We start from the raw sequence: 26,297 nt of genomic DNA on the forward strand, positions 1-26,297 counted from the left end.
ATGGTGTCGGGCATCACTAACTTCCTATCTTGCAGGAATTTGTCACGATTTTGACTGCTAGATAGGATGTTGTGGCGGCTTGACACCTTGCTTTTTGACAACTCCTGATCAATGAGGGGACCGGCAAAGAATTCAATGTTTTTTTATCTTTAAATAGTTGTTTCCTTCATTAGCTGAAACCTGTATAATCAAGGGAGTAATAGTTGGGAAGTGAATGTATGAGCAAAATAAAAATTGTAACCGATTCAACAATGGATATGCCGGAAGAACTTGTTAAAAAGCTGGGAGTCGAAGTTGTCCCCTTGGCAATTACGATAAATGGTGAAACATATTTAGACCGTGTAGAATTAAATCCAGTTGATTTTATTAAAAATATGAGCCTCTCCAGGGAGCTGCCGAAAAGCTCACAGCCATCAGCAGGTGCTTTTCTCGAAACCTATGACCGTCTTGGAAGAGAAGGGTATGAAGTCCTTTCTATCCATATGACCGGAAAAATGAGCGGTACCGTCCGATCAGCGGAAAGTGCGGCCAAGATGACAGAAACGAAAGTAACCGTGGTGGATTCTAAATTTATCTCAAAAGCTCTATCCTTCCAGGTAAAAGAAGCTGCAGAAATGGCGAATCAAGGAAAAAGCATGGCGGAAATTCTTGAAAGACTTGAAATGGTACGTGAACATACTAAATTGTACATCATGGTGGATACACTAGAGAACCTGGTAAAAGGCGGCCGGATTGGTAAGGGGAAAGCTTTTATTGGATCGCTTCTCAATATTAAACCAATTGCTTCACTCGAAGGGGCGGAATATACACCGGTCACTAAGGTACGCAGTTATTCACAAGTCGTTAAATTTATGGCCAAACAGTTTGCCGAGGATGTAAAAGGCAAAACCATCCGCGGTGTCGGTATTGCCCATGCTGAAGCACATGATCTTGCTGTAAAGATTAAGGAAAGTATAATTGAAATGACCGGATTCGGAAATATCGAAATAGATTATACAAATCCAACGATCAGTACCCACACTGGACGCGGAGCGCTAGCATTAATGTATTATTTTGAATAACGGAACAAAAAGCGCAAGCGTTGGAGCTGGGTTCAAATAACCATGTCCAAGTTATCCACAGCTAATAAATTTTATAATTTCCTTAACGAAAAAAATAGGATGGTCCTTGTGCTCCATCCTATTTAGATTTTACCAGATCTAGAGTGGTTTCAGGTAACGTAAGCCCAAGCCGTAACAGGTGCTTGCGAATTCCAATTCGCTCCCAAGTCCTGTAGATAGCATTATTCAGATTCTTCTTTGGATAAAATATGCCAATATTGCTCAACTCTTCAAAAGTTAACCCTTGGCGGACATAGCGTTCGATCATTTCATCACGGCGGTCAATAATGGCAAGATATCTTTCCATTGATTTCTGAAACTCTTGTTTAGAAAATATCCCTTTTTGATGTCCGGTAATATAAGTGTCGGCATCGAGTGAAAGCAGACGTTTTCCCGAGGCAACAAAAGCGTCAATATCGCCATCAGTTCCGTTATACCACGGCCCAAATGAAGTCATATCATAATCACTGCAGAATACAACACCCCATTCAGGAAAGTACGGACAAGCTAGACCACTTGTATGGCCGGGGGTATGCAGAAAAGAAACTTTTACACCTTCAAAAACGTATTCCGTTTCGTATTCATAGGTTCCGGTAATTCCAGTAAGATTTTGGATCATTTCCTGTGGCAGTGATTTTTTCCATCGTTCAATACCTAGAGTCCCCCACTCTTGATAAATTCCGTTGACACGGGCAACCCCTTCCACCGTTCGTGTTATGTCAAATTCGATTGGATTTATCCACTTTTCAGTATCAGGAAACAAATGGTTATGGGTTGTGTGATCGGGGTGGTAGTGTGTATTAATAATTAATCCAATCCCCTTTTCCTGATTAAGATTTAATAGCGTTTTAGCTTCCGCTCCGCTGTCGATTAAGACCTTTTCCCCACTGTCAATAAATAGACTTCTTGAATAAGGTACTTTGCTGTGGTTTGGACCTTCCAAAATGATGATTGGGCCGATGCGTTCCATTAATGATCACCTCCGGATGATTGGTAATATGAATGAGTACTCATTCATATTACCATACATAATAGTATTCTAACAAACTTTTTTTCTTCGACAGTTTCGGAGCTGAATCTATGTTTTTCCTTTCTTCTTTTGTCAATCTTTGTTACACTATTCACGGGAACATATGAAGAGGTTAGTAGGTGATGAGGTGAAAATTAGATCTATTGCGATATTTTTGGTCATTTTGACACTTCTATTATCTGCTTGTGGGAAAAAGGAGATTAAAAATGCGGTTGACTGGCCTGTCAAGGATTTTAAGGCAACCACCCAGGCGGATAAATCTTTTGGTCTAAATGATTTAAAAGGAAAAGTATGGGTTGCTGATTTTATTTTTACAAGCTGTATCGATGTCTGTCCGCCGATGACTGCGAATATGGCAAAGTTGCAAAAGATGGTCAAGGATGAAGGTTTGAAAAATGTGGAATTTGTCTCTTTCAGTGTGGATCCAACTGTTGATTCACCTGACAAGTTAACTAAGTATGCCAACCAATTTAAAGTTGATTTAAACAATTGGACATTTTTAACAGGCTACTCTCAAGATTTTATTGAAAAATATGCGTCAAAAACCTTCAAAACTTATGTCAAGAAGCCTGAAAAAGCTGACCAGGTAATCCATCAAACGTATATATATTTGGTTGATAAAGAAGGTCATATTAGAAAATCCTATAACGGGTTTAAAGATGTTCCGTTTGATGAAATGATTAATGATATTAAAATATTACAATAGACCATTTTACGGGTCTATTTTTTTTCAAAGGAATAGGATATAGTACAGAAGATTCTGAATGAATAAAGCCGTGATATAATGAATGAAGATAGTTTAGAAGGAAGGTGAAAAAGCATGAAAAAAATCTTCACCCCTTTAATTCTCTCTGCGAGTGTATTGGTCTCCTGCAGCGATTCGAACGACCTGATGATGCAGCCGGAAAAGAAGACAGCGATCCAAGTATTTGAACCTATTCCTGCCGATTTTAAGCCGCGAAATTTAACGGTGTTATCCGCAGGCGATTCCTTAACCCAAGGTGTTGGTGATAGTACAGGAAAGGGCGGTTATTTACCGTACTTAGAAACGATGCTGGAAAAAGAGAAGGGAATACATGAAGTAGATTTCTATAATTATGGTGTAAAAGGCAATCGGACGACACAACTGTTAAAGAGATTAAAATCACCGGCAATGAAAGAAGTAATACAGAAAGCTGATTTGGTGATTTTGACGATTGGTGGAAATGATATTATGAAGGTGGTACGAGATCATTTTACCAACTTGCAGGTTTCCGATTTTATGGCAGCAAAAGAAACATATCGGGACCATTTAAACCAAATTATGCAGACCATCGTTGAAGAAAATCCGAATACTTCAATTATTTTAGTGGGGATGTATAATCCATTTTCAAAATGGTTTTCCTATATAAAGGAAATGGATGAAATTGTTTCAGAGTGGAATCAAACCGGGCAGTCTGTCATCGTTCAATATCCAAATGCTTACTTCGTCGGAATTGACGATCTATTTGTCAATACCAATGAGGATCTATTGTACACAGATCATTTTCACCCGAACGATAAAGGATATGAATTAATTGCCCAGAGATTGAATATTGCTTTAGGAGACAAAGTAATTCCAGACCTGGAGAAGAAGACATTAACGGTAAGTACAGAGGAGCATTAGAATTCTTATGAAAAACAAATGGAAAATGGGATTCCTTATTTTGTTAGGAATCGACCTTTTGTTCGCAATTATTATATTATCGCTTGTCATGGCACCTTCTAAGGATATTGAGCGAGAAATAGCCAAACACCCTGTAGGAGAGCATGTCTCCTTTCATGTGAAATCCAATAAGTATGATTTAAATAAGCTGATTAATCATTATTTGGATGAAGAAGCCGCTGATTCGCCGATCCATTATCGTGTTGTATTGGCAGATGAAGTAGAATTGTACGGTAAAATCTCCATTTTTAGTGAAGAGATCAATATGAAATTAACCTTTAAACCGAAAGCCTTGAAGAATGGCGACTTGGTTCTGAGACAGGAATCCATGTCACTTGGCGATTTACCGCTGCCAAACTCTTATGTGTTAAAGTTTATCAGCGAAAACTATAAGCTGCCAAAAGGAGTTCAGATTCGTCCAAAAGATGAATTGGTCTATGTTAATATGCAGCAATTAAAGCTGAAGAGTGACTTGAAAATAAAAGCAGAGCAATTTGATCTAAAAAACGATAACATTGCTTTCACGATTTTAGTTCCGGTAAAATAGTGCTCTTTCTATACTCAATGTAAGTAAAAAAACCGCTTTGAGCGGTTTTTTTTAATCTATATTTTTCATGATTGTCCCAAATATAATATAGGCAGATGCACATGCAGGTCAAGCACCTACTTCATAAAGTAACAGGGAAAAGACACAATTTTTAGAGGAGTGAATGCGAATGTATGGATTCGGCGGATACGGCGGTTATGGATTTGATGGCTGCTGTGGCTATGGATATCCGGCAGTGGGTGGCGGATTTGGCTTTGGTTTTGGCGGCTTTGCGCTAATCGTGGTGTTATTTATCCTGTTAATCATCATTGGCGCAAGCTGGGCCTATTAATGGATAAAAAGAGGCTGACTCCGGAATGAGTCAGCCATTTTTGTTTTGGTGGGTGTTTTTATTGGATGAGAAACATGGAAATGCCAGTCGTACCGTCTTTTAACCAATAATAATTTTTTCTTTTGGATAATGGAAAGTTTCCGTGCTGCCTTTACCTCTTAGCAATGATAAGCAGGTAACAATACCGACCCTGCCAATAAACATTAAGATAATGATCAATACCTTTCCGAAAGAAGAAAGTTTCGGCGTTAGTCCCAGTGATAATCCGTTCGTACCAAAGGCAGAGGACACTTCAAAGATGACCTCGATGATCGTTCCTTGTTCAGTCATCGATAGAATGAAAATGGATACTAAACATAAAAAGGCACCAGTTGTCATGACAATAAAAGATTTCAATACATCTTCAGCTTTAAGTTCACGTTTAAAAATTTTAATCGAACCTTTTCCCTGGGCATAAAAAACAATCGCTAAAATTACAATCGCAAATGTTGTTGTTCTAATGCCGCCGCTGGCGCTGCTTGGTGATCCGCCAATGAACATCAGGAAGGACATGAATACCTGGTTACTCGGGGTAAATTCATTGACATCAGTCGTCGCCAGTCCGGCACTCTTAGAGGTAACCGAATGAAATAATGAATAAAAAATGGAATCAAACCAGCCTCTATCAACAAAAAAATGCTGCAAATCCAATAGATAAATGAAAATCGCACCAATAATAGTAATCACAACAAAGGTTAAAGTAGTTAACTTCGTAAATAAAGTAAAATGAAATTTCTTTTTATCCTTGTAGGTGATAAAAAATTCATATACCTCCATGATGACCGGAAAGCCGATTGCCCCGAAAATAATTAATAACATGACGATGGTTTGAACAAAGTAGTCATTATGAAATGGAATTAATGATTCTCCTGTTATATCAAAACCGGCATTTGTCGCCGCACTAATGGCCGCAAAAAAGCCATGTTTAAAGGCAGTAGAGACATTTCCGTAGTATTTGAGAAAGCAAATTCCTAAAATAATTCCGCCAATTATTTCAAATGAAATAAAAATGATAAAAATTCTTTTTGCCAGCTGTACTAAACCAGATAAATTGGATTGATTCTGATCAATCATAAGGAGCTGTCTTTCTTTTAAGCCTACCTTTTTTCCAATCATGACCCAAAGGAAGGTGCTTAAGGACATCACACCCAGTCCGCCTAATTGCAAAATTAAGCAAAGCAGCAAAATTCCGAAATTGTTAAAGGTATCTTTGATGGAAACGACACTCAGGCCGGTCACACTAACAGCGCTCGCGGCAGTAAACATCGCATCAATAAATGATAACTTCGCATTGGGCCGCAACGCGAATGGTATTTTTAGGATCAGGGTAGAAAAAATTAATGCTGATAAATAGAAAATGACAATTAATTGAAAAGCCGATAATTCTTTTGTTTTCATTTGAAATTTTTTAAATGCACTCATACTCCATTCATTCCTCATAATTTCTATGTATTAATCTATAATACCATAGCGATTGTGAAAGGTTGGAATTAAAAATTAAATTTTTCTAACAAAAGGAACAGAAGCAGGTTTGTTCCTTTTTTCTTTATAAAGACGAAAGAAATAAATAGTTAACTCATACAATTTTAACAGGGTTTTACTTATGTAAAAAGGAAGTGGAGACAGATGCAGCGCTCTTTTTTAATAAAACCAATCTTGGACGAGGTTTATCCGGTCATTGATTATGGGAAAGGCGTTTATTTAGTTGATCTTGCTGGACAAAAATATTTGGATGCCGCCTCTGGAGCGGTTACAGCCAACATTGGTCATGGTGTCAGCGACATTATCGAGGCGATGAATGAACAAGCAAAAAAGGTTTCCTTTGTTTATCGTTCTCAATTTACCAGTGAGCCAGCTGAAAATTTAGCAAAAAAAATCGCCAATCTGACTCCGGGCGACCTTAACTGGAGCTTTTTCGTGAACAGCGGCTCAGAAGCAACAGAAACGGCAATGAAAATCGCGATTCAATATTGGCAGGAAAAGGGGATTCACACAAAAGTGAAAGTACTGTCTCGCTGGGTCAGCTACCATGGAATTACACTGGGGGCACTTTCTATGTCAGGCCATACTGGCAGAAGGGCACGCTTTGTTCCACTCCTTGAGGATTTTCCAGTCATTAACCCTCCCTATTGCTACCGCTGCCCCTACCAGCTTGAAGCACCAGCCTGTCAATACGCCTGTGCACACGAGCTGGAAGCGGCGATTCGTAGGATTGGAGCGGATCAGATCGCAGCATTTATTGCTGAGCCGGTAATTGGTGCTGCGGGTGGGGCAATTTCTCCGCCCAAGGATTATTTAAAAGTGATTCAAAAAATTTGTGAGGATCATGACATCCTCTTTATTGCCGATGAAGTAATGACCGGCTTTGGGCGGACAGGAACGATGCTGGCCTGTGAGCATTGGGAAGTGATACCTGATATTGTTACCCTGGGTAAGGGGATGGGGGCAGGGTATGCACCGATTGCCGCAGCAGTTGCCAGTGAAAGGGTGATGGAACCCATTTTGGCTGGATCAAAATTAGTGATGAGCGGGCATACTTTAAGCGCTAACCCGCAGTCATGTGCAATTGCCTTAGCTGTTCTCGAATATCTCGAAAAATACAAGATTATAAGTCAAGTAGAGGCTAAAGGTGATTTCTTAAGACAAAGGCTTGAAAAGTTACAGAACCAATTTTCGTTTATTGGCGATATCCGTGGTAAAGGATTGCTGCTTGGGATCGAATTTGTCGTGGATCGGACGTCTAAAACACCATTCCCACGTAAAGCGGTAGTTACCCAAAAGTTGGTAGATCTTGCGAAGGAAAAGGGCTTAATTGTATATCCCGCCGGTTCGGGTATTGACGGTGTGAATGGAGACGCGATTATCATTGCTCCCCCATTAACGATTACAGAAAAGGAGCTAGACGAACTTGTTGGTTTATTGCATGAAACATTTACTGCTTTTCAAAACGCTCTTGGTGAGACGGCTGGTGTTTTTTAATGAATAATAAGTTCGGAAAAATAACGACGTTAGAGCATGTTCTTAGATTTTTTCAAGATGGGATGACTTTAATGTTCGGCGGCTTTGGCGGGGTTGGCTCACCGCCGACCATTATCGCTGGTATTTTGGAAAAGGGAGTCCGAAACCTCACCTTAATTGGTAATGATACAGGCTTTCCGGATATCGGTATTGGTAAGCTGGTCAGCCGGGGCCGGGCAGTAAAAGTAATTGCTTCTCACATTGGTTCCAACCCTTTTGCCGGGAAAATGATGCATGAGGGAAGTCTGGAGGTTGAATTTTCACCGCAGGGAATTTTAGCTGAAAGAATCCGTGCTGGCGGTGTTGGTCTCCCGGGCATTCTCTCGGATATTGGCTTTGATAATGAAGTCGTAACCAAAGGCAAACCAATGATTTCTCTTAATGGTAAGGAATATGTCGTGGAAACGGCTTTAACTGCCGAAGTATCAATCGTGTTTGCAAAAAAAGCGGATGAATTTGGCAACTTAATTTATGACAAAAGTGCTCGCAATACTAATCCACTAGTAGCAATGGCGGGCAAGATCACGATAGTCGAAGCAGAGGAAATTGTACCGCTTGGCAGCCTTGATCCTGAAGAAATTATTACCCCCGGCGTCTTTGTCGACTATGTAATTCCATCTAAGGGGGTGAATTGGAAATGGGCATGGGAATAGATACCCGCAATAAATTAGCGAGGCGTGCAGCAGAGGAAATTCGGCATGGAATGGTTGTCAACTTAGGAATCGGCATCCCATCGCTTGTTCCCAACCATTTACCAAAAGATATAACCGTCATGTTTCATGCTGAAAACGGAATTACGGGAATGGGTCCAAGCCCAAACAAAGGAGAAGAGGATGAGAATCTTTGTAATGCTGGCGGGTTTCCGGTCACCTTAACTCCAGGAGGTTCTTATTGTGACAGTGCCACTGCTTTTGCGATGATTCGTAAGGGGATAGTTGATATTACCATTTTGGGCTCGCTTGAAGTCAGCGAAAAAGGGGATTTAGCAAATTGGATTGTACCCGGGAAAAAGGTGCCGGGGATGGGCGGGGCCATGGAACTGGCCCAAAAAGCAAAAAAGGTGATTGTTCTGATGAATCATTGTGACAAAAAGGGATACCCGAAAATTGTCGAGCAGTGTACCCTGCCGTTAACATCCAGTCGTTGTGTTGATCTGATTATTACCGATCTGGCAGTTTTTCATGTATCGGACCAGGGCCTGTTGTTGGCAGAGATGTTTGCACCATATGATGTTACTCAAGTACTTAGCAAAACGGGTTGTCGAGTTCAAATGGCAAAGGAGATCCGTAAAATAAGCTATTAAACGAGGAGGTTGGAAATGCCAAACCCAGCAAATAAAATCAGAAATTGGCTGAAGGAAAACCGTGTTGCCGGGGTCCATTTGGTGCAGAAAATGGTTCAAGAAAACAGTACAAGAGGAAATGAAAGTGGTACCCAGGCAGTGGTGATCGAAAAGTGCCGTCAACTCGGCTTATTACTCGATATTTGGGAAATTGGCGATAATGAGCTGAAAAATCATCCCGCCTATTTTTGTGACCGTGAGAGCTTTGAAGGAAACCCTAATCTGGTGGCAGTTTTAAAAGGCACAGGCGGTGGAAAATCAATGATCTTAAATGGACATATTGATATTGTTCCGGTTGGTGATGAAGCAAGCTGGACATATGACCCGTTTAGCGGCCATATTGAAGAGGGCAAGCTGTATGGCAGAGGAGCAACGGATATGAAAGGCGGGAATGCTGCTCTTTTATTAGCGATCGAAGCAATTATCGCATCTGGCATCAAGCTAAAGGGAGATATCATTTTTCAAAGTGTAATAGAAGAAGAGAGCGGTGGAGCCGGGACATTGGCTGCTGTTTTAAGAGGTTATCAAGCGGATGGGGCAATTATTCCTGAACCAACCAATATGAAAATTTTTCCAAGACAACAGGGATCGATGTGGTTTAGAATCACAGTACCTGGTAAGGCTGCACATGGTGGGACCCGATATGAGGGGATCAGTGCGATTGAAAAATCTGTCCAGGTGATCCAAGGGCTACAACAATTAGAAAAACGTCGCAATGAAAGAATCGAGGATCCCCTGTATAAAGGCATCCCCATTCCCATCCCGATTAATATTGGGAAAATCTCAAGCGGTGAATGGCCCTCGTCAGTTCCCGACACGGCCATTATCGAAGGAAGGATGGGGATAGCCCCAGGAGAAACAATGGAATCAGCGCAGTTTGAAATGGAAACTTGTCTCAAAGAATTAAACGAACAAGATGCTTGGCTACGGGAAAATCCGTTGAAGTTAGAATGGTTTGGCGCCAGATGGCTGCCGGGCAGCTTGGAGAGTGACCATCCTTTGATGATTAACCTTATCGATAGTTTTAAAGAAATTACCGGAGAAGCACCTGTGATTGAAGCAAGCCCATGGGGAACGGACGGCGGTATTTTATCAAATGTTGGCGATACACCGGTTGTCGTTTTTGGACCGGGTGTCACCAAGGTGGCCCATGATGCAAATGAATATATTGTCCTCGAAGAAATGTTTACAGCCAGTGAAGTGATTGCCTTGACACTTTTAAAATGGTGTGGGATACAGGGAAATGATTAAACCTATTTTTCACTCATTAGGAAGGAATTACCGATACCAATGCAGAAACTAAACAAGATTAGTAAGAAAGGACAAATAGGAAATGTCTGGCGTGATTCATCGCCAGGCATTTTTCTCTGGCAACTGAGTTTGATAGAAAAGTTGGAAGGAGCGAACCAAATGAATCAATTGGCCAGAACAGATCGTTTACAGGAAATCAATTTTTACCTTGAGGTGTGCAGTGATCCATTTAATCGGCGTGTTCGTGTTGATGACTATCGTGGAAATATACAGGATCTAGTAAATAAAGCTGAGGAACTGGTTCATCAACAACAGGTGGAAAAGTTGATAATCAAAGGGCGTTCCGAAGATGCACATGCCTTTTTCGAGCGAGGGTTTCAGCCTGAGGCGATCGTGGACCGCTATTTTCATGGTTCGGATGCCTGGTTTTTTTCGAAATTTTATACAGCAGAACGAAAAAAGAATGATCATTGGGTGGCCGAGGATGGAATCATTCACAGTGTTTATCAATTGGCCGCTTCTGGACGAAGAGCACTTCCGCCAAAAGAATATGAACTGAAAAAGGCGGGAAAAAATAGTGCCGAAAAGCTGGCAGAATTATACCAGAACGTATTTCAAATTTATCCAACTCCTTTACATGATCCGGAATATGTAAAAAAAACCATGGACGCCGGGACAGTCTACTATGCCTTTTTTTATCAGGGGAAAATTGTTAGCGCCGCTTCTGCTGAAATCAATCTGTTTTATAAAAATGCTGAATTAACGGATTGTGCCACACTAACGGAGCACAGAAAATACGGCTTGATGAAGCTGCTATTGCAGGAACTGGAACAAGAACTGAAGCAGAGGGGGATATTTTGTGCTTATTCAATTGCCAGGGCACAGTCTTTCGGAATGAACGCCGTCCTTTATCAGCTCGGCTTTAAGTATCGCGGGCGGCTTAAGAATAATGTCTTTATTTATGACAAACTTGAAAATATGAATATGTGGGTAAAGAATCTGGCAAATTGCTGAGATTTTGGCTGTACCCGCCTATTTTTCGGCACCTAACAAATCTGAAGAAGGTAGGTGAATAGGGATGGGGGAACTTACCGTCCTCACCCAAGAGGTACTTGCGGCCATTCTAAAGAGTATTGATGAAGGTATCCATGTCGTCAATACGGAGGGGAGGACGATTTTCTATAATGAAGTAGCTGCCAGGCATGATGGGATGGATATAAAAGAAGTTCAGGGCAAACACTTATTAAAGGTATTTCCCTCACTTACGGAGGAATCAAGCACATTATTAAAGGTGATTAGAACGGGGAAACCAATCTACAATCAAACTCAGGTATATGTCAATGTACATGGAACCAGAATCGATACCATTAATACTACCTTACCGATCTTTCTCGGCGAAGAAATTATTGGTGCGGTGGAAATTGCTAAGGACTATTCGAGAATGAAGCTGCTGGCGGAGCGATTGCTGGATTTACAAAAGGGACTGAAAAAAAGCAGCAAGAAAAAGGTATGGAAACAAGTAAAATATTCGTTCCAAGATTTAAAAACAGTTAATCCTCAGTTCATCAATATGAAAGTGGAAGCCAGCAAACTGGCAAAATCTGATTCTCCAATACTGGTCTATGGAGAGTCCGGCACGGGGAAGGAGTTATTTGTTCAAGGGATTCATCAGGAATCGCTTCGTGCCGGCGGTCCTTTTATCGCCCAGAATTGTGCAGCGATACCGGAAACCTTGCTGGAAAGCATTCTTTTTGGGACGGCAAAAGGGAGTTATACAGGTGCAGTTGACCGTAAGGGATTATTTGAACTGGCAGATGGGGGAACCCTGTTTCTCGATGAACTGCATGCGATGCCAATTGAACTGCAGGCTAAATTACTTCGCGTATTGGAAGACGGGATTGTTAGAAGAGTTGGGGGAGCGGAAAATATCATGGTCAATGTCCGGGTGATCGCTGCGGTAAATCTCCATCCTAACAAGGCCTTAAAAGAACAAAAGCTCCGTTCAGACCTATATTATCGTCTTAATGTATTTTCCTTTGCATTACTTCCCTTAAGGGAGCGAAAAGAGGATATCCCCTATCTAACCGATTATTTTATTCAGCTATTTAATAAGAAGTTAGGCAAAGAAGTCAAAGGAATAGAGAAAAAATTGGAAGTGTTTTTCAACAAGTATCATTGGCCAGGGAATGTTCGCGAATTAAAACATACGATTGAATATATGATGAACATTTGCGAGGAAGAAATATTAACCTATGCGCGCCTTCCATTAATCTTGAAGCAGCCGCTGACTCCGGCACAAAGGAACAGTGAACAAACGGAGGATCTTTCATTAAGGAAAAATATTGACAATCTGGAGAGAAACTTGATCTTGAAAGCGTTGGAGAAAACGGATGGTAACATTAATCAAGCGGCCAAACTTTTGGAGATTCCAAGACAAACTTTACAATATAAACTGAAAAAAATACCGCTTTAAGGTGCCGGATCCCCGGCATCTTTTTTTGATTCACCAGCTAATAAATCGGTATTTCCTTTTTATTACTATCTTCAGAAAAGTGGCATGATTCTTGCATATTTAATACATAGAGCAGGAAAAGGGAGGAATTATTGACGATGAAACCATTTTTATATAAGCCAACAAGGCATTGGAAAGAAATTGAGTTGTGGAAAGACGTCACTGATGAGCAATGGAATGATTGGATCTGGCAGTTAACAAATACGATCCGAACACTGGATGATTTAAAGAAAGTGATCAATCTTACACCTGATGAAGAGGAAGGTGTCAGAATCTCGACTAAAACGATCCCCCTTAATATTACACCATATTACGCATCCCTAATGAATCCTGATGATCCGCGCTGTCCCATTCGGATGCAGTCAGTCCCGATATCAAAAGAAATATATAAGACCAAATACGACCTTGAGGATCCGTTATATGAAGATGAGGATTCGCCAACACCAGGCTTGACCCACCGCTATCCGGATCGGGTACTGTTTTTAGTGACCAATCAATGTTCGATGTATTGCCGCTATTGTACGAGAAGGCGTTTCTCCGGCCAGATTGGCATGGGCGTACCTAAAAAACAGTTGGATGCAGCGATCCATTATATTCGCCAAACCCCCCAGGTAAGAGATGTCTTGATTTCCGGCGGAGACGGGCTTTTAATCAATGATAATATTTTGGAATATATTTTAAAGAATTTACGAGAAATTGATCATGTTGAAATTATTCGCATCGGTACCCGTGCACCGGTCGTATTCCCGCAAAGAATTACTGAAAACCTCTGCAACATATTGAAAAAGTATCATCCCATTTGGCTGAATACCCATTTCAACACCTCGATCGAAATTACTGAAGACTCAAAACGAGCCTGCGAAATGCTTGCCAATGCCGGTGTACCGGTTGGCAATCAGTCAGTCATCCTTGCCGGGATAAATGACAGTTTGCCAATTATGAAAAAGTTAATGCATGACCTCGTGAAAATCCGTGTCCGCCCATATTATATCTACCAATGTGACTTGTCAGAAGGAATCGGTCATTTCCGGGCACCTGTGTCAAAAGGTCTTGAAATTATTGAAGGTCTTCGCGGGCACACCAGCGGCTATGCGGTACCAACCTTTGTTGTGGACGCTCCTGGGGGTGGAGGAAAGATTGCTCTGCAGCCGAATTACCTTATCTCACAAAGCCCGGAAAAGGTGGTTCTGCGCAATTTTGAAGGGGTGATCACTTCCTATCCGGAGCCTGAAAATTATATTCCTGGAAGAGCAGACGACTATTTTAAAGAAATTTATCCGGACATCGATGAGAAAAAATCGCTTACCGGGATCGCTGGGATTATGAACGACGAACATTTCAATCTCGTTCCCGAGGATTTATCAAGGATTAACCGTCGTCAAGCCTACAACCAGAATCCCGAGCACACGACGCTTAAAGATAGACGCGGCAAACGAGACGAATTAAAAGAAAAGAAATATCAAGCATTATTGCAAAAAGAAAAGCAAACTGAGGCCGAAGCCGAGCAAGTAAAGGAATAGGAGGCAGCAAAAATGACAACCGTTTGTCAGTGGTGCAATAGCACAAAAATTGAACAAATCAGCGATTCTGTTTTCTGGGAGCTGCCTGACGGTACAAGAGCGATTGAAATAACCAATACCCCGACAATTTCTTGTTTAGATTGCTCAATGGTTTATCAGAGTGAGACAATTGTAAAAGAAATCGAAAATCAATTATTTTTGATAGATTGTAAACAAATTGGTAATGTAATTAGCTTTGATAAGTTGATGCAAATTCCAAGGTTATTGAAGCGGAACTACTTTGATTTTACCTCGTAAAGTAGCAGTCTGGGGCTCCAGGCTGCTTTATATATTTTACTGGACGGAGCAGGCTGAGGTGATTTATAGTATAAAAATATAGAGTGAAAGCGAATTTGCAAAGAAGGGGCCTATATGAGAAAATCTTTCTACCATTTTTTAATGAAATATCGACACCCATCACCCGCTGACGACATAGGTAAATTTGCCAATGATGCTTATTTGGACCATAGCTTTCCGAAACAATCCGATGATTATCAAGAACTTTCGGCTTACCTCGAATTGAATGGTCATTATTTACCGTCCATGTCTGTATTTGATAAAGCATGGGAATTATTTGTTATATCAACAGAAAATCAAAGCTGATCTTGTTCTTTCGCTTCTGCAACTAGAGGCGATTTTTTCATTTTAAAATGGAAAATGCGCGTTTAATTTATCTTCCGCATATACTATGGTAATTAAAATTACGGTTCTTCATTTGAGGGGATGGGAGGAAATGACACAGCGAAAAAAACCGAAGTATAAGATTGGCGACACGGTGGTCATTACAATATACGGTACAGTTGGGAAAATCACTGATATCAAATGGCTGGATGGTCATTATGTGTATGAAGTGAATAAAAGTCATGGACTATTTATGGAATCAACTTTAGAGTTGCTTTCAGAATTTGAGGGAACGGTTAGGGAACAAGAACAAATTGATATTGAGTATAAGTTTTTTATCGGTGATTTGGTTCAGGTTAGCGGATATGGTGCTGATTTGTTTAAAGTTGTCGGCTTCCGTACGGAAATTTGGCGATACAAGGAGGACGCTTGGGAGGATGTCATTTATGAGCTTTCAAGAATAAGTGACGGAGAGTGGCTTGAAGCTGGAGAAGAGGAATTAACTCTTGTTGCCGATGCCGAAAGTGCTGAAACATTCATTCAAAAGCTTGGACTTCTCTATTTAGTCAATAAGGAAGAGAAATCATTGAAAAACCAGCAGTTGCAAAATATCCTTAGAAAAGCGGAACTTGAAGAGATCGCTAAAAAGAAAGAGAAAAAGGAGTTTATTGATCATCTTCTTGATTTATATAATGATTATCGAATTTTATATGAATTATTTCATGATCAAGAATACTACCAGGTTATGCGGGTAATTTTAAGAAAATTGGAAAATTTGGCCGGTAATGGCATGAAGAAGCCTTGACACTCATACATTCTGAAAAAGGGGGTCGATATTTTTGAGAGAAATCGAAGTATTTATCGATACAGAAGAGATTGCCGAATTCTTTTTTCATGAGCTGATGAAAAGGGGATACGTCCCTAGTGAGGAAGAATTAGAGGAAATTGCAGACATTACCTTCGAATATTTAATTGAAAAAAGTATTATTGATGAAGAAGTGAATGAGGAATAAGCTGCTTTTTCATAACATATAGATTTTACCAAGTGAAATATATGCAAAACCTAAGGAAATAGCTCCTTAGGTTTTTGTCGTTTAGAAAATTATAAAATTTATTACTATCTTTTTCTTCCTCCTGTAGCCTGATGTTCTTTCGCGTGTGCTTCATGTTCAGCAACAATCGCTTCAGCAGGAATATGATTATTTTTCTTAGGTGCATTAATTCGTGCCCGGTGTTTTTTTCCCATGTTTCGTTTACCTCCTGTTGAATGCTTATTATCAATTATTTTGACATCATGGATCAGCAACAAGCATATTTAGTTTCCCACAGTTATGAAATTTCATTCTACTACCCATTATCGATTTTCATTGGAAAATGATTTATGTTATATTGACTATGAACATAAGTTATTCGTAGATAGATGAGGAGGAGCATTTATGAGCATACATATTGGTGCAAAGGAAAATGAAATCGCCGATGCAGTCTTATTGCCTGGAGACCCGCTTCGGGCAAAATATATTGCCGAAACATTTTTAGAAGGGGCAACCTGCTATAATGAAGTTCGAAACATGTTTGGCTTCACTGGAACTTATAAGGGAAAACGGGTCTCTGTTCAAGGGACGGGAATGGGAGTCCCATCAATTTCGATTTATGTAAACGAATTAATGCAGAGCTACAATGTACAAACGCTAATTCGTGTCGGCACTTGCGGGGCGATTCAGAAGGATGTGAAGGTACGCGACGTGATATTAGCCATGACGAGCTCAACTGATTCAAATATGAATCGACTGACGTTCGGAAATATTGACTACGCCCCTGCCGCAAATTTTGAGCTTCTGAAAAAGGCGTACGATGCAGGAATCGAAAAAGGGCTTAATTTAAAAGTCGGAAGTGTATTCACTGCAGATTCTTTCTATAATGATAATGCTGATTTAGAAAAGTGGGCCAAATACCAAATTCTTGCGATAGAAATGGAAACGGCGGCATTATACACATTGGCTGCCAAATTCAACCGGAAAGCTTTATCCGTCCTTACCGTCAGTGACCATATTCTAACCGGAGAAGAAACAACTGCGGAAGAAAGACAGACCACTTTTGATGATATGATTGAAGTCGCCTTGGAAGCGGCAACTAAAGAATAAGCCTTGCCCATACCTCTTCGTAAAGAAGAGGTGTTTTTTAATTAAATTCTTTGTTAATTTTATTAAAAAGATGTTATTCTAAACATTAAGAGTTCATTTTTTAGCATATTTAAATGCTTTATCTTAGTATGTTTAATTTTTATGGTTGATGAAAGTGGTGAAGGCTTTGGAAGAAGAGAAAAAGGAAAATGAAAAAGTTGATCAAGAGCGTGTTGCTGATAATAAATCGGGATATATTCGCTTGAAAAAATTCCATTTTGTGATGCTGCTGTTTTTAGTTGTATTTTTATCTGTAGGAATTACTGCTGTGGCCCTCTCATTTGGCGGGGAAAAAGTGGTCACGGTTGGAAACGAACGTACTGAATTTAACAAACTGTATAGTACTTTTGATACCATAAAGAATAAGTATTATACCAAGGTCAATGATCAGAAACTGATTAACGGTGCAATTAATGGGATGGTCCAAGCACTTGATGATCCATATTCTGATTATATGAACAAGGATGAAGCTAAGAGCTTTCAAAGTACAATATCCTCTTCATTTGAAGGGATCGGAGCTGAAATTCAAGAAAAGGATGGCCATATCGTCATTGTTTCTCCGATTAAAGGTTCTCCAGCGGAAAAGGCAGGTTTAAAGCCAAATGATATTGTTTTATCAGTGGATGGCAAAACCCTTCAAGGAATGAATTCAACTCAAGCAGTCATGTTGATCCGCGGCAAAAAAGGGACAAAGGTGGAACTGTCGATTAAACGTCCGGGTATCGAAAATCCAATTTCTGTCCCGATCGTTCGCGACGAGATTCCGATTGAAACGGTATATGGAGAAATGGTGGATGACAAAATAGCTAAGGTTCAAATTACCAGCTTTTCAAGTAATACTGCGAAAGAACTTGTGACTACCTTAAATGATTTACAGAAAAAAGGGATGAAAGGCCTGGTGTTGGATCTAAGGCAAAACCCTGGTGGATTATTAGACCAAGCAGTTAATATCGCTAGCATGTTTGTTCCTAAAGGGAAAGTGATTGTGAAGGAAGAAGACCGAAATGGAAAAATTACCGAGATTCCATCACAAAATGCCGGAAATCCTAATCTTCCTTTAGTCGTCCTAATTGATAAAGGAAGTGCCAGCGCATCAGAAATACTGGCTGCCGCTGTTAAAGAATCTGCTGGCATTCCGCTTGTAGGAGAAAAGTCATTTGGGAAGGGTACCGTTCAAACGACAACAGCCTTCAAAGATGGCTCAAATATTAAATATACGATTGCCAAATGGCTCACTCCAAATGGTAATTGGATTCATAAAAAAGGGATTGAACCGGATGTTACCGTAACGTTGCCAAACTACGCGACATTGCCGATTATTGACCCGGATAAAGTATTATCTAAGTCCAAGGCAGGAACAAATGTGCAAACCGCGCAAAAGATGTTAAAGGCGGTTGGCTATAATCCAGGTCGTGTCGACGGGTTCTTTGATGAAAAAACAAAAGAAGCTGTTATCTCCTTCCAAAAGGCTAATAAATTGAAAGCGGACGGGGTGTTAAAAGGCGACACGACATTGAAGCTCATGGAGCAATTAAGAGAAAAAATTGTTAAAAATGATACCCAGCTGAAAAAAGCTGTCGAGGTTTTGAAGCAAAGAATGAAATAAAAAATGAATATAGCAAAAAGCGGATGGGACTTCATCCGCTTTTTCCAATTCACAGCGAAAATAATGAATGATTAATTCCCCTTCAGGTAATTCTTTAAATGTTAAGATAAAAAGAAGGAGGAAATTAATGAAGAAAACAGTAATGATCATGATCTTTCTGCATTTCCTTCTAAGCGGTGCTGGGGATGCGGCAGGACATATCAGTTTTCAGATTGAAATGCCCGATTGGAAAGATGTTAACCAGATCCTCCCGAAATATTCAAAGTTTACTGTCCTGGACATCGAAACTGGGAAAAAATTTAAAGTCCAAAGACGTGCTGGAAGCCACCATGCTGACGTTCAACCATTAACCGTAAGAGACACAAGTATTATGAAAGATATTTATGGCGGCCGGTGGAGTTGGAAAAGAAGGGCGATCATTGTCATTCATAAAGATCGCTGGATTGCCGCTTCGATGCATGGAATGCCGCATGGGGCCGGCGCGTTGAAAAATAATTTCCCCGGTCATTTTTGTATTCATTTCTATGGAAGCACCACGCATCGAACAAATTCCATGGATTTATCACACATGCTTATGACATTGAAAGCAGCCGGAAAATTAAATGATTACCTGGCGAAGGCTAATCCTTATGATGTTATTTACGCATATTTTACGGCGATTAAACAGCAGGATGAAAAAATTGTCTCGAAAATCTCCCTCCAAAAAGTGAATTGGCAGCCAATCTTACCATTGATCGAAAATGTAGCAATATCGCGCATGGAGTATCTGCCTGCTGAGGATTTAGCCGAAGAAATCAGTTTGGACATTCCGGTCGAAGTAGAGTGGTTTAATAAAACTGGCAAACATGTTTTTAATGGTGAATTACATGTAATTCGTTTTTCACCTCAGGATGGTTGGAAAGTGGATTCACTTCATTTCTTGAAGGAAAATAATTTAAAATAAATGAAACACCTTTATTAATAGCGTATATTAACAAAGGTGTTTTCTCTTTCAATTTTGCTGTTCACCAAATTTTATAAAGGTTAGTTCATCTTCAATCAATCCGCATGAACCGCATTGAATTCGATACTCGGGACCGTTGTAAGGGTGGTGAAAGGGTTCTAGTTCATTTTCACTGTATTCTTTGATGATCACCCCTGTTTGCGGATCAAGCTTCACTGCTTGTGAAACTTGTTGAATAATATTAAAGCGGCTGCGGTTTGTTTTACAATTTGGACATCGATATGGGGTAGGCATATGTCTCTCCTTCCATCCAATTTTAAGACTATTTTCTACAATTAAAGAAGGAAATATGTAACAAAATTTATCCGACAGAAGAGGAAGTTTTATTTAAAAACATGAAAAGACAGCAATCATGCTGTCCCTCTAGCCTCGGGGATCTTTTTTCCCAGTTTTTCTTTTATCTTTTGCTGAATTTGCTTGCTAAAATCCCCTTCATATGTGGTTCCGATATTTAATGTTCCTGATAATTCATGAATCCCTATTTTGCCAAAATTATTAGTAAAACAAACGTTTTTAAAGACCTTTTTTTTCACCTTTGATCAACCTCCTGATCTGGACGATTGGGCTCGAAGTTAATTGGGATTGTTTCCATTTCTTCCTGGTTTATTGGCATAGCGATATATAATATCCCGTTGCGAAATTCTGTTCTGACTTTTTCTAGTAGGATTGGAAACGGAAGTGGTATTTCCTTTTTAAAAGACCGATTGGCGCGTTCTTTTAAGAAATACTTTCGTCCATGTGTAAACGAGTTAAATTCACCGCTAATAGTAAGCATTTGTTCTTGAATGGACAACTTCATATTTTCCTTCGTCATTCCTGGGAGTTCGACTTCGGCCATTAAGTACTGGTCCGTTTCAAACAGATCGCATTTTGGAAAAAAATCAGTAACGGATGTAAAGGGGTTACCATTCAAGGGAGAAGCGGATTTTTGTGAGGAATCAAAAATCGAATTCCAAAAGGTTTCTGATTGGAAATGTTGTGCCGCTTCCATCCACTTTCTTAATTTATCAATCTCCATCAAATCACTCCCGGTAATAAATAGACCGATATTTAATCTTATTAAGGGAAAGGCAAAACATTCGAATAAAAATGATTACATAATTTCTGTAACATCAATTTGCGAGAATTGCATATCAATATTTTTAGGGATTTTTACTTCCAAAATACCATCCTTGTAGTTTGCGGCTGCTCCTTTCTTTTTTACGATGGCCGGAAGGGTAATCGTATGTTTATCATCATGTTCCGGAATATGTTCTAAAATCAATTGGTTTGATGTATGATAAAGGCGAAGCTTCTTTAACCAATCTTCATCCTTAATCGAGATTCTGACAAAGACGTAATCATGTGTTTCAAAAGCGGAGGAATTCAAATTTCCGCTAGAGGCGGGTTGCTGAGACGGAGAGGTTTGAAAGCCGTTTAATATATCCATTGGGTTCATCATTCCCCTCATATTTGCGGGAAACACTTTCCCAATTATATCTTGGACATATTTATCTATTTCCTCGGGTTTCATTTTTTGCACTGAATCCTTTAGGTCTTTGTTAAAAGGGAATATATTCCACGGGAACATTTGTTTCATCCTTTCGCATGTAAGTCATTAAATTTGATTTAAATTTGGTAAAGAAGGGTTGGCAATTTGATCCAGTTCACTGACATCAAAGTCAATATAATTATTGATATGACCGGAAGTCGCCGGGGAAAGGTCGCCAAAAGCCATATTGGTACCAATTAACTTTGTGTTTGAAGTATGAGAGTTTTGCACAATCGGTCCGAAATCAATATTTCCGTTATTATTAATGGCATTGGTTTTAATATTAAAAATATTTATTTGAAAGGGCATGTTATGTTTCAGTCCTTTTATTTGTTATATGGGATTTGAGTAAACATTCGATGGATTAGCAACATCTCCCATATCATTTACGTCCGGATCAATAAAGACGTTTTCCATGGCCGCATTAGGCGGAGCAAAATCACCGTATGAGGTATTTTCACCCTGTGATTTTGTAAGGGCTGAATGAGCATTATGAAGTGCTTCTCCGATGTTGACAGACCCATTGTTGGCTACACTATTAATTTTAAAACTGAAAATGTTAATGATCGTCTGCATTCTGCCACATCCTTTTCTTTTATATCACATCCTATGCAAGCAAAGGCCCATTCGTTATTAATTCTTTATTTTAGCGATATGCGGCAAAAGGCTTACAAAAGAATTTGCATTATGAATGGAATGTTTTTAACATAAAAATAACGAGTGAAATTAAAGATTGGAGAGGTATTATTTGAACAAGAAGACTGCTTTGATAACAGGGGGAGCTTCTGGAATTGGAAAAAAAACAGCGATCCATCTTGCTGAAAAAGGGTATCAAATTGTTATCAATTACCGAAATAGTAAATTAGAAGCCATTTCTTTGGCGAACCATGTAAATCAATGTTATGGTACAAGCGCTATTGCTGTTCAAGGGGATGTCGCTTATCAGGAAGATTGTGAGCGAATGGTAAAAGAGACACTTTCTGTTTATGATTCCATCGATATATTAATCCATAATGCTGGTCCTTACATTCATGAGCGAAAGAAAATGACCGAATATTCCTTTGAAGAATGGAATTACTTGTTAAATGGAAATCTAACTGCTGTATTTAATTTATCAAAATTGATTATTCCGTTGATGCGTCAACAAAAATGGGGCCGAATCATTACCATGGGTTTTGATCGTGTTGAATCTTCTCCAGGATGGATGCACCGCTCTGCTTTTGCTTCTGCAAAGGCGGGACTTGCGTCACTTACAAGAACGATTGCTCTGGAGGAAGCTGGGTATGGGATTACGGCCAATATGGTTTCTCCCGGAGATATTACAGACGATTGGAAGGAAAAATCGATTCAAGAATCAAAGAATGAAACAGCTGGAAGGAACTCTCTTCGGAGGGAGGGAACAGGGGAGGATATAGCCCGAGTTATTGGATTTTTAATTGATGAGCAATCTGATTTTATTACCGGCAGTATCATTCCGGTTACCGGCGGTTTGGATATATTGGGTAAAGCCTTAAAATAATAGATGCTGTCTTTTTTGAACACTTGAACGAAACACGAAAAAAGCAATCGGATTACCGATTGCTTTTATGCTTCCAATAAATGAGAATTGGATTGCTGTAAGCCATTCCGCAGTAAATAGAATGTATACAAATCCTTGGGAATTTCATATAAATCGTATACGGTCTCATTCGCATTTAATTGATTATATAGCGTCTTACGGCTTTCATTCACCTGAATCACAAAGGGAAGTTTCTCAGCTGCTTTTTTCGACCGAATATTAACCTTGCGGATTCGCATATAAACTGTTTCAATTCCTAATTCATAAAATAATTCTTGAAAGAAGCTGTCTTTGGCCAGACGATTATAACCCTTGCCATGGAACGGTTTTCCCAGCCAAGTTCCCAAAAATCCTGACTGATTTTCAATATCATACAAGCTGATGGTACCAATGGGTGCTCCCCATTCATCTAAAATGGTTCGGGAGATTAATTCCCCACGTTCCTCTGCTTCAATTGTTTGTTTGGTTATAAATAAAAATTCATCATATGAAGCTGCCTTTTGGCGAACATAAGGGAAGACATCAGGATGCGTCATTAGTTCATACAATACATTGCAATCTTGCAGCTCACGTTTCTTAAGCATGCGAATCCCTCCAGTTAGGGCATTCCGCTCCCCCGATAGACAGCGGCCACCCTCGAAATTTTTTATAAAAGTAACGTAAAAAATTTCGGGGTGGGAATCGAACCCACTAGAACCAGTAAACTGGTGGCGCACCATTTGCCTTCCCTATTTCATTTTTTGTTATACCAATATAAGTTTGTAAAACCCCCAAATGGTGTTAGAAAAGTTTTATCTAGAGTATAATACATGAAAAAAAGCAAAAAGAAAATAGATTTTTTTGGCGAATTACCGAAAAAAATTATTCCATATTTCTACAGATTTCTACACCTCGGTATAAATGAATTTCTGTAAATACCTTTCTAAATCATAAAATAGTATTTTTTCCATTTTATCAGCATCTGTGCCTTAATAAAAGCAGAAATTTAGATGAAACATTCAGCAAGCTAATACGTAAATAATAGGGTAAGGAATTATTAAAATCCCAATGGGGGGAATTCAGATGGCGAACAGTGATGAAAGAATGCTTGCGGCACTCATGTATGTTCTAAGTTTTTTTGCACCAATTCTTGGTCCGCTAATCATTTGGTTAATTAAGCGGGAGGAGTCGTCGTTTATTGATTACCACGGAAAAGAATATTTTAACTTTTTTATTTCCTACACTGTTTATTGTTTTATTAGCGGTATATTGGTCATTATCTTGATTGGTTTTGTAGCACTGGCGGTGCTGGGAATAATGGCCTTTGTCTTTACGATCATTGCAGCAATCAAAGCATATGAGGGATATGAATATCGTTTCCCGTTGATTTTCAGGTTAATAAAATAATTCGTTCTTAAAGAAGAGGTCTCTAAATGACTCTTCTTTTTCTACGGAAATTCTTCTATCATTTTTTATTGCTGTTTTAAATAAACTAGTAATAGAGGATTTGACAAGGAGTTTTTTCCGTATGAAAATAAACGACTATTACCAAGATGTTGCCCAGTTGAACTTAAATGGCAGTATTGCCGCATTATTACCGAATGTGTTTTTGATCGCTTTCAATTTGGCATTATTTCATAATCATAAAATTTTTATCTTAGCGGTTCCTTTTTTTCTTTACAGCTTTTTTTGCTTTCAACTCTATCTTTTTCGCAAACAACAGGCACTACGTATTAATAGAAACATGACTGAATTAAGACTTGAAAGAAAAAACAATTCGTTGCTGTCAGCTAGATATTTGTTGGTACTATATTCTAATTCCCAAAATTCCAGGGTCTTATTCTACTATCCGGATGGACATTTGGCAGGAAGTATCAAGCGATACCGTTCGACAGGTCTGCGCCCGATTCGCTTTTCAAAAATATATGTCCTCTATGATGAAGATCATGGGGCAATTGCCTGCTACCGGGTCAAAGGGAAAAAAACGATGAAAATTGAAGTATACGATAAAGATAAAAGCTATTTAGGCTGCTTGCTGAAAACTAAGCAAAATTGGTGGAATAATAGAGAGGAATTATTTAATGGGGAAGGAAAATATTTTGGCGAGGTAGCGGGTTCCAAGCTATTTATGGACGAAAAAATAATTGATTCGAACGACAGGCAAGTTAGTCGGTTGCGCAGAGGCTGGATGCCCGTTGAATGGAGCCCGATATTTCCGGAACCGAATACACCTGTTCTTTCATTCAGCGGGAATCAATCTGCCCAAGAGAAACTTCTTGGAATGACGATATTAATTAATGAGTATTTCCTTGAGCGCTAGAAGTTCCCCTGAACAATATTGTTTGATATGATAATGGTATTATTTTGTTGCGGGGGTTTTATAAGTGGAAATAAATGTGATTAAAGGCCATGGTTCTGGCAATGATTTTTTATTAATTGATGAAATGACGAATGATTACACCTTTACGGAAGCGGAAAGGGCAGAACTTGCCAGGCTATTATGCAATAGAGAAACGGAATTAGGTGCAGATGGAATTCTATTTGTGTTAAAGAGTGACCGGGCTGATGGAAGAATGCGCATTTTTAATGCTGATGGCTCGGAGGCTTCGATGTGCGGGAATGGACTGCGGCTGGTGGCACGTTACCTTTGTGAATTGCTGGGAAAAAATGAAGCGGTTGTGGAGACAATGAAGGCCGACTTAAAAGTAAGAAAGCAGGCGGAGATTTTTCCCGAGGTCCATACTTACCAAGTGGAAATTTCACCAGTGTTATTTAGCCTAAATGCACTGCCGCTGCAGTTAAATAAACCAACCTTATTCAATGAGAAAATTCCTCAGTTGTCAGAAAAATTAAGATTTACTGCTTTAGCAGTCCCCAATCCCCATTTAATCGCGATCGTTGATGTAGAGACACTGCAAACGGATATTCAACAACAGCTTAGCGAAAAGGTTAATGGCCCCAATGAACTATTTCCGGATGGTGTTAATGTCAGCTTTGTCAAGCCGCTTGGAGCGGGGGCCATTTATGTAAGAACGTTTGAACGAGGAGTCGGTTTCACGAATGCTTGCGGAACAGCAATGTCTGCTTCATCTTTAGTTACCTGCATGCAGGGATTAAATGAATATGAATCTTTAATCGACGTTTATAATAATGGCGGTAAGGTCCAATGTGTTGTCCATCAAATCGGTCAAGAGTATCAAATTGATTTAATTGGCAATGCCACCTATCTTTACAAAGCGTCGGTAACCACCGATTTATCCGCAGGCTCCTTTGTTGTTACAGATAAAAATTATTTCGCGGAGCAGTCTGTCTATGAAAGGCTTCAGGCAGAAGTACAGCAATTTTTAACGATAAAGTGAAACTTCCATCAGTGGCGGTCTTACTGCTTGTTAAGGCGAAATAAAAA

General features: G+C 39.5%; 33 protein-coding genes. 23 read left to right on the forward strand and 10 right to left on the reverse strand.

Features of this window, described 5'->3' with window-relative positions; genetic code table 11:
* Window positions 1-218: 218 nt before the first annotated feature.
* Window positions 219-1,061 (forward strand): DegV family protein, encoded by an 843-nt coding sequence (locus JK635_RS16830; RefSeq protein ID WP_202655119.1) that lies wholly within the window; start codon window positions 219-221, stop codon window positions 1,059-1,061.
* A 118-nt stretch (window positions 1,062-1,179) separates the two neighbouring features.
* On the opposite strand, the gene JK635_RS16835 is transcribed toward JK635_RS16830, so the two are convergent.
* The gene (locus JK635_RS16835; RefSeq protein WP_202655120.1) at window positions 1,180-2,070 is read right to left on the reverse strand and encodes an MBL fold metallo-hydrolase; all 891 of its coding nucleotides are present in this window, start codon (window positions 2,068-2,070) and stop codon (window positions 1,180-1,182) included.
* 163 nt (window positions 2,071-2,233) lie between these two features.
* Here JK635_RS16835 and JK635_RS16840 point away from each other — a divergent pair, with 163 nt between their 5' ends.
* The 4 genes from JK635_RS16840 (at window position 2,234) to JK635_RS27225 (ending at window position 4,692) form a co-directional block, all read left to right on the forward strand.
* Window positions 2,234-2,836 carry an SCO family protein gene (locus tag JK635_RS16840; RefSeq protein ID WP_202655121.1) on the forward strand — a complete coding sequence of 201 codons (603 nt, stop codon included), beginning with the start codon at window positions 2,234-2,236 and terminating at the stop codon, window positions 2,834-2,836.
* Window positions 2,837-2,950: 114 nt separating this feature from the next.
* Window positions 2,951-3,775, forward strand: coding sequence for an SGNH/GDSL hydrolase family protein (locus JK635_RS16845; RefSeq protein ID WP_202655122.1), 825 nt, complete (start codon window positions 2,951-2,953; stop codon window positions 3,773-3,775).
* A gap of 7 nt (window positions 3,776-3,782) precedes the next feature.
* Window positions 3,783-4,361, forward strand: a complete 579-nt coding sequence (locus JK635_RS16850) for a YpmS family protein (RefSeq protein ID WP_202655123.1) — start codon at window positions 3,783-3,785, stop codon at window positions 4,359-4,361.
* 169 nt (window positions 4,362-4,530) lie between these two features.
* On the forward strand, window positions 4,531-4,692 hold the full coding sequence (locus JK635_RS27225) for a YjcZ family sporulation protein (protein WP_374049119.1): 162 nt from the start codon (window positions 4,531-4,533) through the stop codon (window positions 4,690-4,692).
* A 99-nt stretch (window positions 4,693-4,791) separates the two neighbouring features.
* On the opposite strand, the gene JK635_RS16860 is transcribed toward JK635_RS27225, so the two are convergent.
* The gene (locus tag JK635_RS16860; protein WP_374049120.1) at window positions 4,792-6,153 is read right to left on the reverse strand and encodes a TrkH family potassium uptake protein; all 1,362 of its coding nucleotides are present in this window, start codon (window positions 6,151-6,153) and stop codon (window positions 4,792-4,794) included.
* A 204-nt stretch (window positions 6,154-6,357) separates the two neighbouring features.
* Between JK635_RS16860 and JK635_RS16865 the strand changes: the two genes are divergently transcribed.
* From JK635_RS16865 to JK635_RS16915, 11 genes are all read left to right on the forward strand, one after another.
* On the forward strand, window positions 6,358-7,710 hold the full coding sequence (locus JK635_RS16865; RefSeq protein ID WP_202655124.1) for an aspartate aminotransferase family protein: 1,353 nt from the start codon (window positions 6,358-6,360) through the stop codon (window positions 7,708-7,710).
* Window positions 7,710-8,402 (forward strand): CoA transferase subunit A, encoded by a 693-nt coding sequence (locus tag JK635_RS16870; RefSeq protein WP_202655125.1) that lies wholly within the window; start codon window positions 7,710-7,712, stop codon window positions 8,400-8,402. Before JK635_RS16865 ends, JK635_RS16870 begins: the two co-directional genes overlap by 1 nt.
* Window positions 8,387-9,052, forward strand: coding sequence for a 3-oxoacid CoA-transferase subunit B (locus JK635_RS16875; RefSeq protein ID WP_202655126.1), 666 nt, complete (start codon window positions 8,387-8,389; stop codon window positions 9,050-9,052). The genes JK635_RS16870 and JK635_RS16875 overlap by 16 nt, the downstream gene beginning before the upstream one ends.
* A gap of 15 nt (window positions 9,053-9,067) precedes the next feature.
* Complete coding sequence (locus tag JK635_RS16880; RefSeq protein WP_202655127.1) at window positions 9,068-10,342, forward strand: peptidase; 1,275 nt, start codon at window positions 9,068-9,070, stop codon at window positions 10,340-10,342.
* Window positions 10,343-10,501: 159 nt separating this feature from the next.
* Window positions 10,502-11,356, forward strand: coding sequence for a putative beta-lysine N-acetyltransferase (gene ablB, locus JK635_RS16885; protein ID WP_202655128.1), 855 nt, complete (start codon window positions 10,502-10,504; stop codon window positions 11,354-11,356).
* A 64-nt stretch (window positions 11,357-11,420) separates the two neighbouring features.
* Entirely contained in the window at window positions 11,421-12,815 is a 1,395-nt protein-coding gene (locus tag JK635_RS16890) for a sigma-54 interaction domain-containing protein (protein WP_202655129.1), read from the forward strand.
* A gap of 137 nt (window positions 12,816-12,952) precedes the next feature.
* Window positions 12,953-14,374 carry a lysine 2,3-aminomutase gene (kamA, locus tag JK635_RS16895; RefSeq protein ID WP_202655130.1) on the forward strand — a complete coding sequence of 474 codons (1,422 nt, stop codon included), beginning with the start codon at window positions 12,953-12,955 and terminating at the stop codon, window positions 14,372-14,374.
* Between the two features lie 12 nt (window positions 14,375-14,386).
* Window positions 14,387-14,671, forward strand: a complete 285-nt coding sequence (locus tag JK635_RS16900) for a YokU family protein (protein WP_202655131.1) — start codon at window positions 14,387-14,389, stop codon at window positions 14,669-14,671.
* Window positions 14,672-14,785: 114 nt separating this feature from the next.
* Entirely contained in the window at window positions 14,786-15,016 is a 231-nt protein-coding gene (locus tag JK635_RS16905; protein ID WP_202655132.1) for a YozE family protein, read from the forward strand.
* A 130-nt stretch (window positions 15,017-15,146) separates the two neighbouring features.
* Entirely contained in the window at window positions 15,147-15,839 is a 693-nt protein-coding gene (yodN, locus tag JK635_RS16910) for a germination protein YodN (RefSeq protein WP_202655133.1), read from the forward strand.
* Between the two features lie 34 nt (window positions 15,840-15,873).
* Window positions 15,874-16,047 (forward strand): YozD family protein, encoded by a 174-nt coding sequence (locus JK635_RS16915; RefSeq protein ID WP_202655134.1) that lies wholly within the window; start codon window positions 15,874-15,876, stop codon window positions 16,045-16,047.
* A 104-nt stretch (window positions 16,048-16,151) separates the two neighbouring features.
* Here the strand turns inward: JK635_RS16915 and yoyE are convergent, their stop codons facing one another.
* Window positions 16,152-16,280 (reverse strand): protein YoyE, encoded by a 129-nt coding sequence (yoyE, locus tag JK635_RS24780; protein WP_306792958.1) that lies wholly within the window; start codon window positions 16,278-16,280, stop codon window positions 16,152-16,154.
* Window positions 16,281-16,470: 190 nt separating this feature from the next.
* Between yoyE and deoD the strand changes: the two genes are divergently transcribed.
* From deoD to JK635_RS16930, 3 genes are all read left to right on the forward strand, one after another.
* Window positions 16,471-17,175, forward strand: a complete 705-nt coding sequence (gene deoD / locus JK635_RS16920; protein ID WP_202655135.1) for a purine-nucleoside phosphorylase — start codon at window positions 16,471-16,473, stop codon at window positions 17,173-17,175.
* A gap of 157 nt (window positions 17,176-17,332) precedes the next feature.
* On the forward strand, window positions 17,333-18,820 hold the full coding sequence (locus tag JK635_RS16925; protein WP_498043878.1) for a lmo1851 family serine protease: 1,488 nt from the start codon (window positions 17,333-17,335) through the stop codon (window positions 18,818-18,820).
* Between the two features lie 127 nt (window positions 18,821-18,947).
* Window positions 18,948-19,763: a hypothetical protein gene (locus tag JK635_RS16930; protein ID WP_202655137.1), complete on the forward strand. Its 816-nt coding sequence runs from the start codon at window positions 18,948-18,950 to the stop codon at window positions 19,761-19,763.
* A gap of 48 nt (window positions 19,764-19,811) precedes the next feature.
* Here JK635_RS16930 and JK635_RS16935 read toward each other — a convergent pair whose 3' ends face one another.
* The 6 genes from JK635_RS16935 to JK635_RS16960 all read right to left on the reverse strand — a co-directional run bounded on the left by JK635_RS16935 (window position 19,812) and on the right by JK635_RS16960 (window position 21,930).
* Window positions 19,812-20,057: a DNA alkylation repair protein gene (locus JK635_RS16935; RefSeq protein ID WP_202655138.1), complete on the reverse strand. Its 246-nt coding sequence runs from the start codon at window positions 20,055-20,057 to the stop codon at window positions 19,812-19,814.
* A 116-nt stretch (window positions 20,058-20,173) separates the two neighbouring features.
* Window positions 20,174-20,356 (reverse strand): hypothetical protein, encoded by a 183-nt coding sequence (locus tag JK635_RS16940; RefSeq protein WP_202655139.1) that lies wholly within the window; start codon window positions 20,354-20,356, stop codon window positions 20,174-20,176.
* Window positions 20,353-20,841: an Hsp20/alpha crystallin family protein gene (locus JK635_RS16945; protein WP_202655140.1), complete on the reverse strand. Its 489-nt coding sequence runs from the start codon at window positions 20,839-20,841 to the stop codon at window positions 20,353-20,355. The genes JK635_RS16940 and JK635_RS16945 overlap by 4 nt, the downstream gene beginning before the upstream one ends.
* Before the next feature lie 75 nt (window positions 20,842-20,916).
* Window positions 20,917-21,336 (reverse strand): Hsp20/alpha crystallin family protein, encoded by a 420-nt coding sequence (locus JK635_RS16950; RefSeq protein WP_306792959.1) that lies wholly within the window; start codon window positions 21,334-21,336, stop codon window positions 20,917-20,919.
* Window positions 21,337-21,420: 84 nt separating this feature from the next.
* Window positions 21,421-21,663: a spore germination protein gene (locus tag JK635_RS16955; RefSeq protein ID WP_202655142.1), complete on the reverse strand. Its 243-nt coding sequence runs from the start codon at window positions 21,661-21,663 to the stop codon at window positions 21,421-21,423.
* Between the two features lie 24 nt (window positions 21,664-21,687).
* A complete protein-coding gene (locus JK635_RS16960) occupies window positions 21,688-21,930 on the reverse strand; it encodes a spore germination protein (RefSeq protein ID WP_202655143.1) in 243 nt (80 codons plus the stop codon).
* Between the two features lie 172 nt (window positions 21,931-22,102).
* Between JK635_RS16960 and JK635_RS16965 the strand changes: the two genes are divergently transcribed.
* Window positions 22,103-22,873 carry an SDR family oxidoreductase gene (locus tag JK635_RS16965; protein WP_202655144.1) on the forward strand — a complete coding sequence of 257 codons (771 nt, stop codon included), beginning with the start codon at window positions 22,103-22,105 and terminating at the stop codon, window positions 22,871-22,873.
* Between the two features lie 65 nt (window positions 22,874-22,938).
* Here JK635_RS16965 and JK635_RS16970 read toward each other — a convergent pair whose 3' ends face one another.
* A complete protein-coding gene (locus JK635_RS16970) occupies window positions 22,939-23,496 on the reverse strand; it encodes a GNAT family N-acetyltransferase (RefSeq protein ID WP_202655145.1) in 558 nt (185 codons plus the stop codon).
* Between the two features lie 478 nt (window positions 23,497-23,974).
* Here JK635_RS16970 and JK635_RS16975 point away from each other — a divergent pair, with 478 nt between their 5' ends.
* From JK635_RS16975 to dapF, 3 genes are all read left to right on the forward strand, one after another.
* Window positions 23,975-24,298, forward strand: a complete 324-nt coding sequence (locus JK635_RS16975) for a DUF4870 domain-containing protein (protein ID WP_202655146.1) — start codon at window positions 23,975-23,977, stop codon at window positions 24,296-24,298.
* A gap of 121 nt (window positions 24,299-24,419) precedes the next feature.
* Entirely contained in the window at window positions 24,420-25,211 is a 792-nt protein-coding gene (locus JK635_RS16980; protein WP_202655147.1) for a hypothetical protein, read from the forward strand.
* A 64-nt stretch (window positions 25,212-25,275) separates the two neighbouring features.
* The gene (dapF, locus tag JK635_RS16985) at window positions 25,276-26,250 is read left to right on the forward strand and encodes a diaminopimelate epimerase (protein ID WP_202655148.1); all 975 of its coding nucleotides are present in this window, start codon (window positions 25,276-25,278) and stop codon (window positions 26,248-26,250) included.
* Window positions 26,251-26,297 lie beyond the last annotated feature (47 nt).

This window comes from Neobacillus paridis (assembly GCF_016765675.1).
In the GTDB taxonomy this organism is placed as follows: domain Bacteria; phylum Bacillota; class Bacilli; order Bacillales; family Cytobacillaceae; genus Neobacillus; species Neobacillus paridis.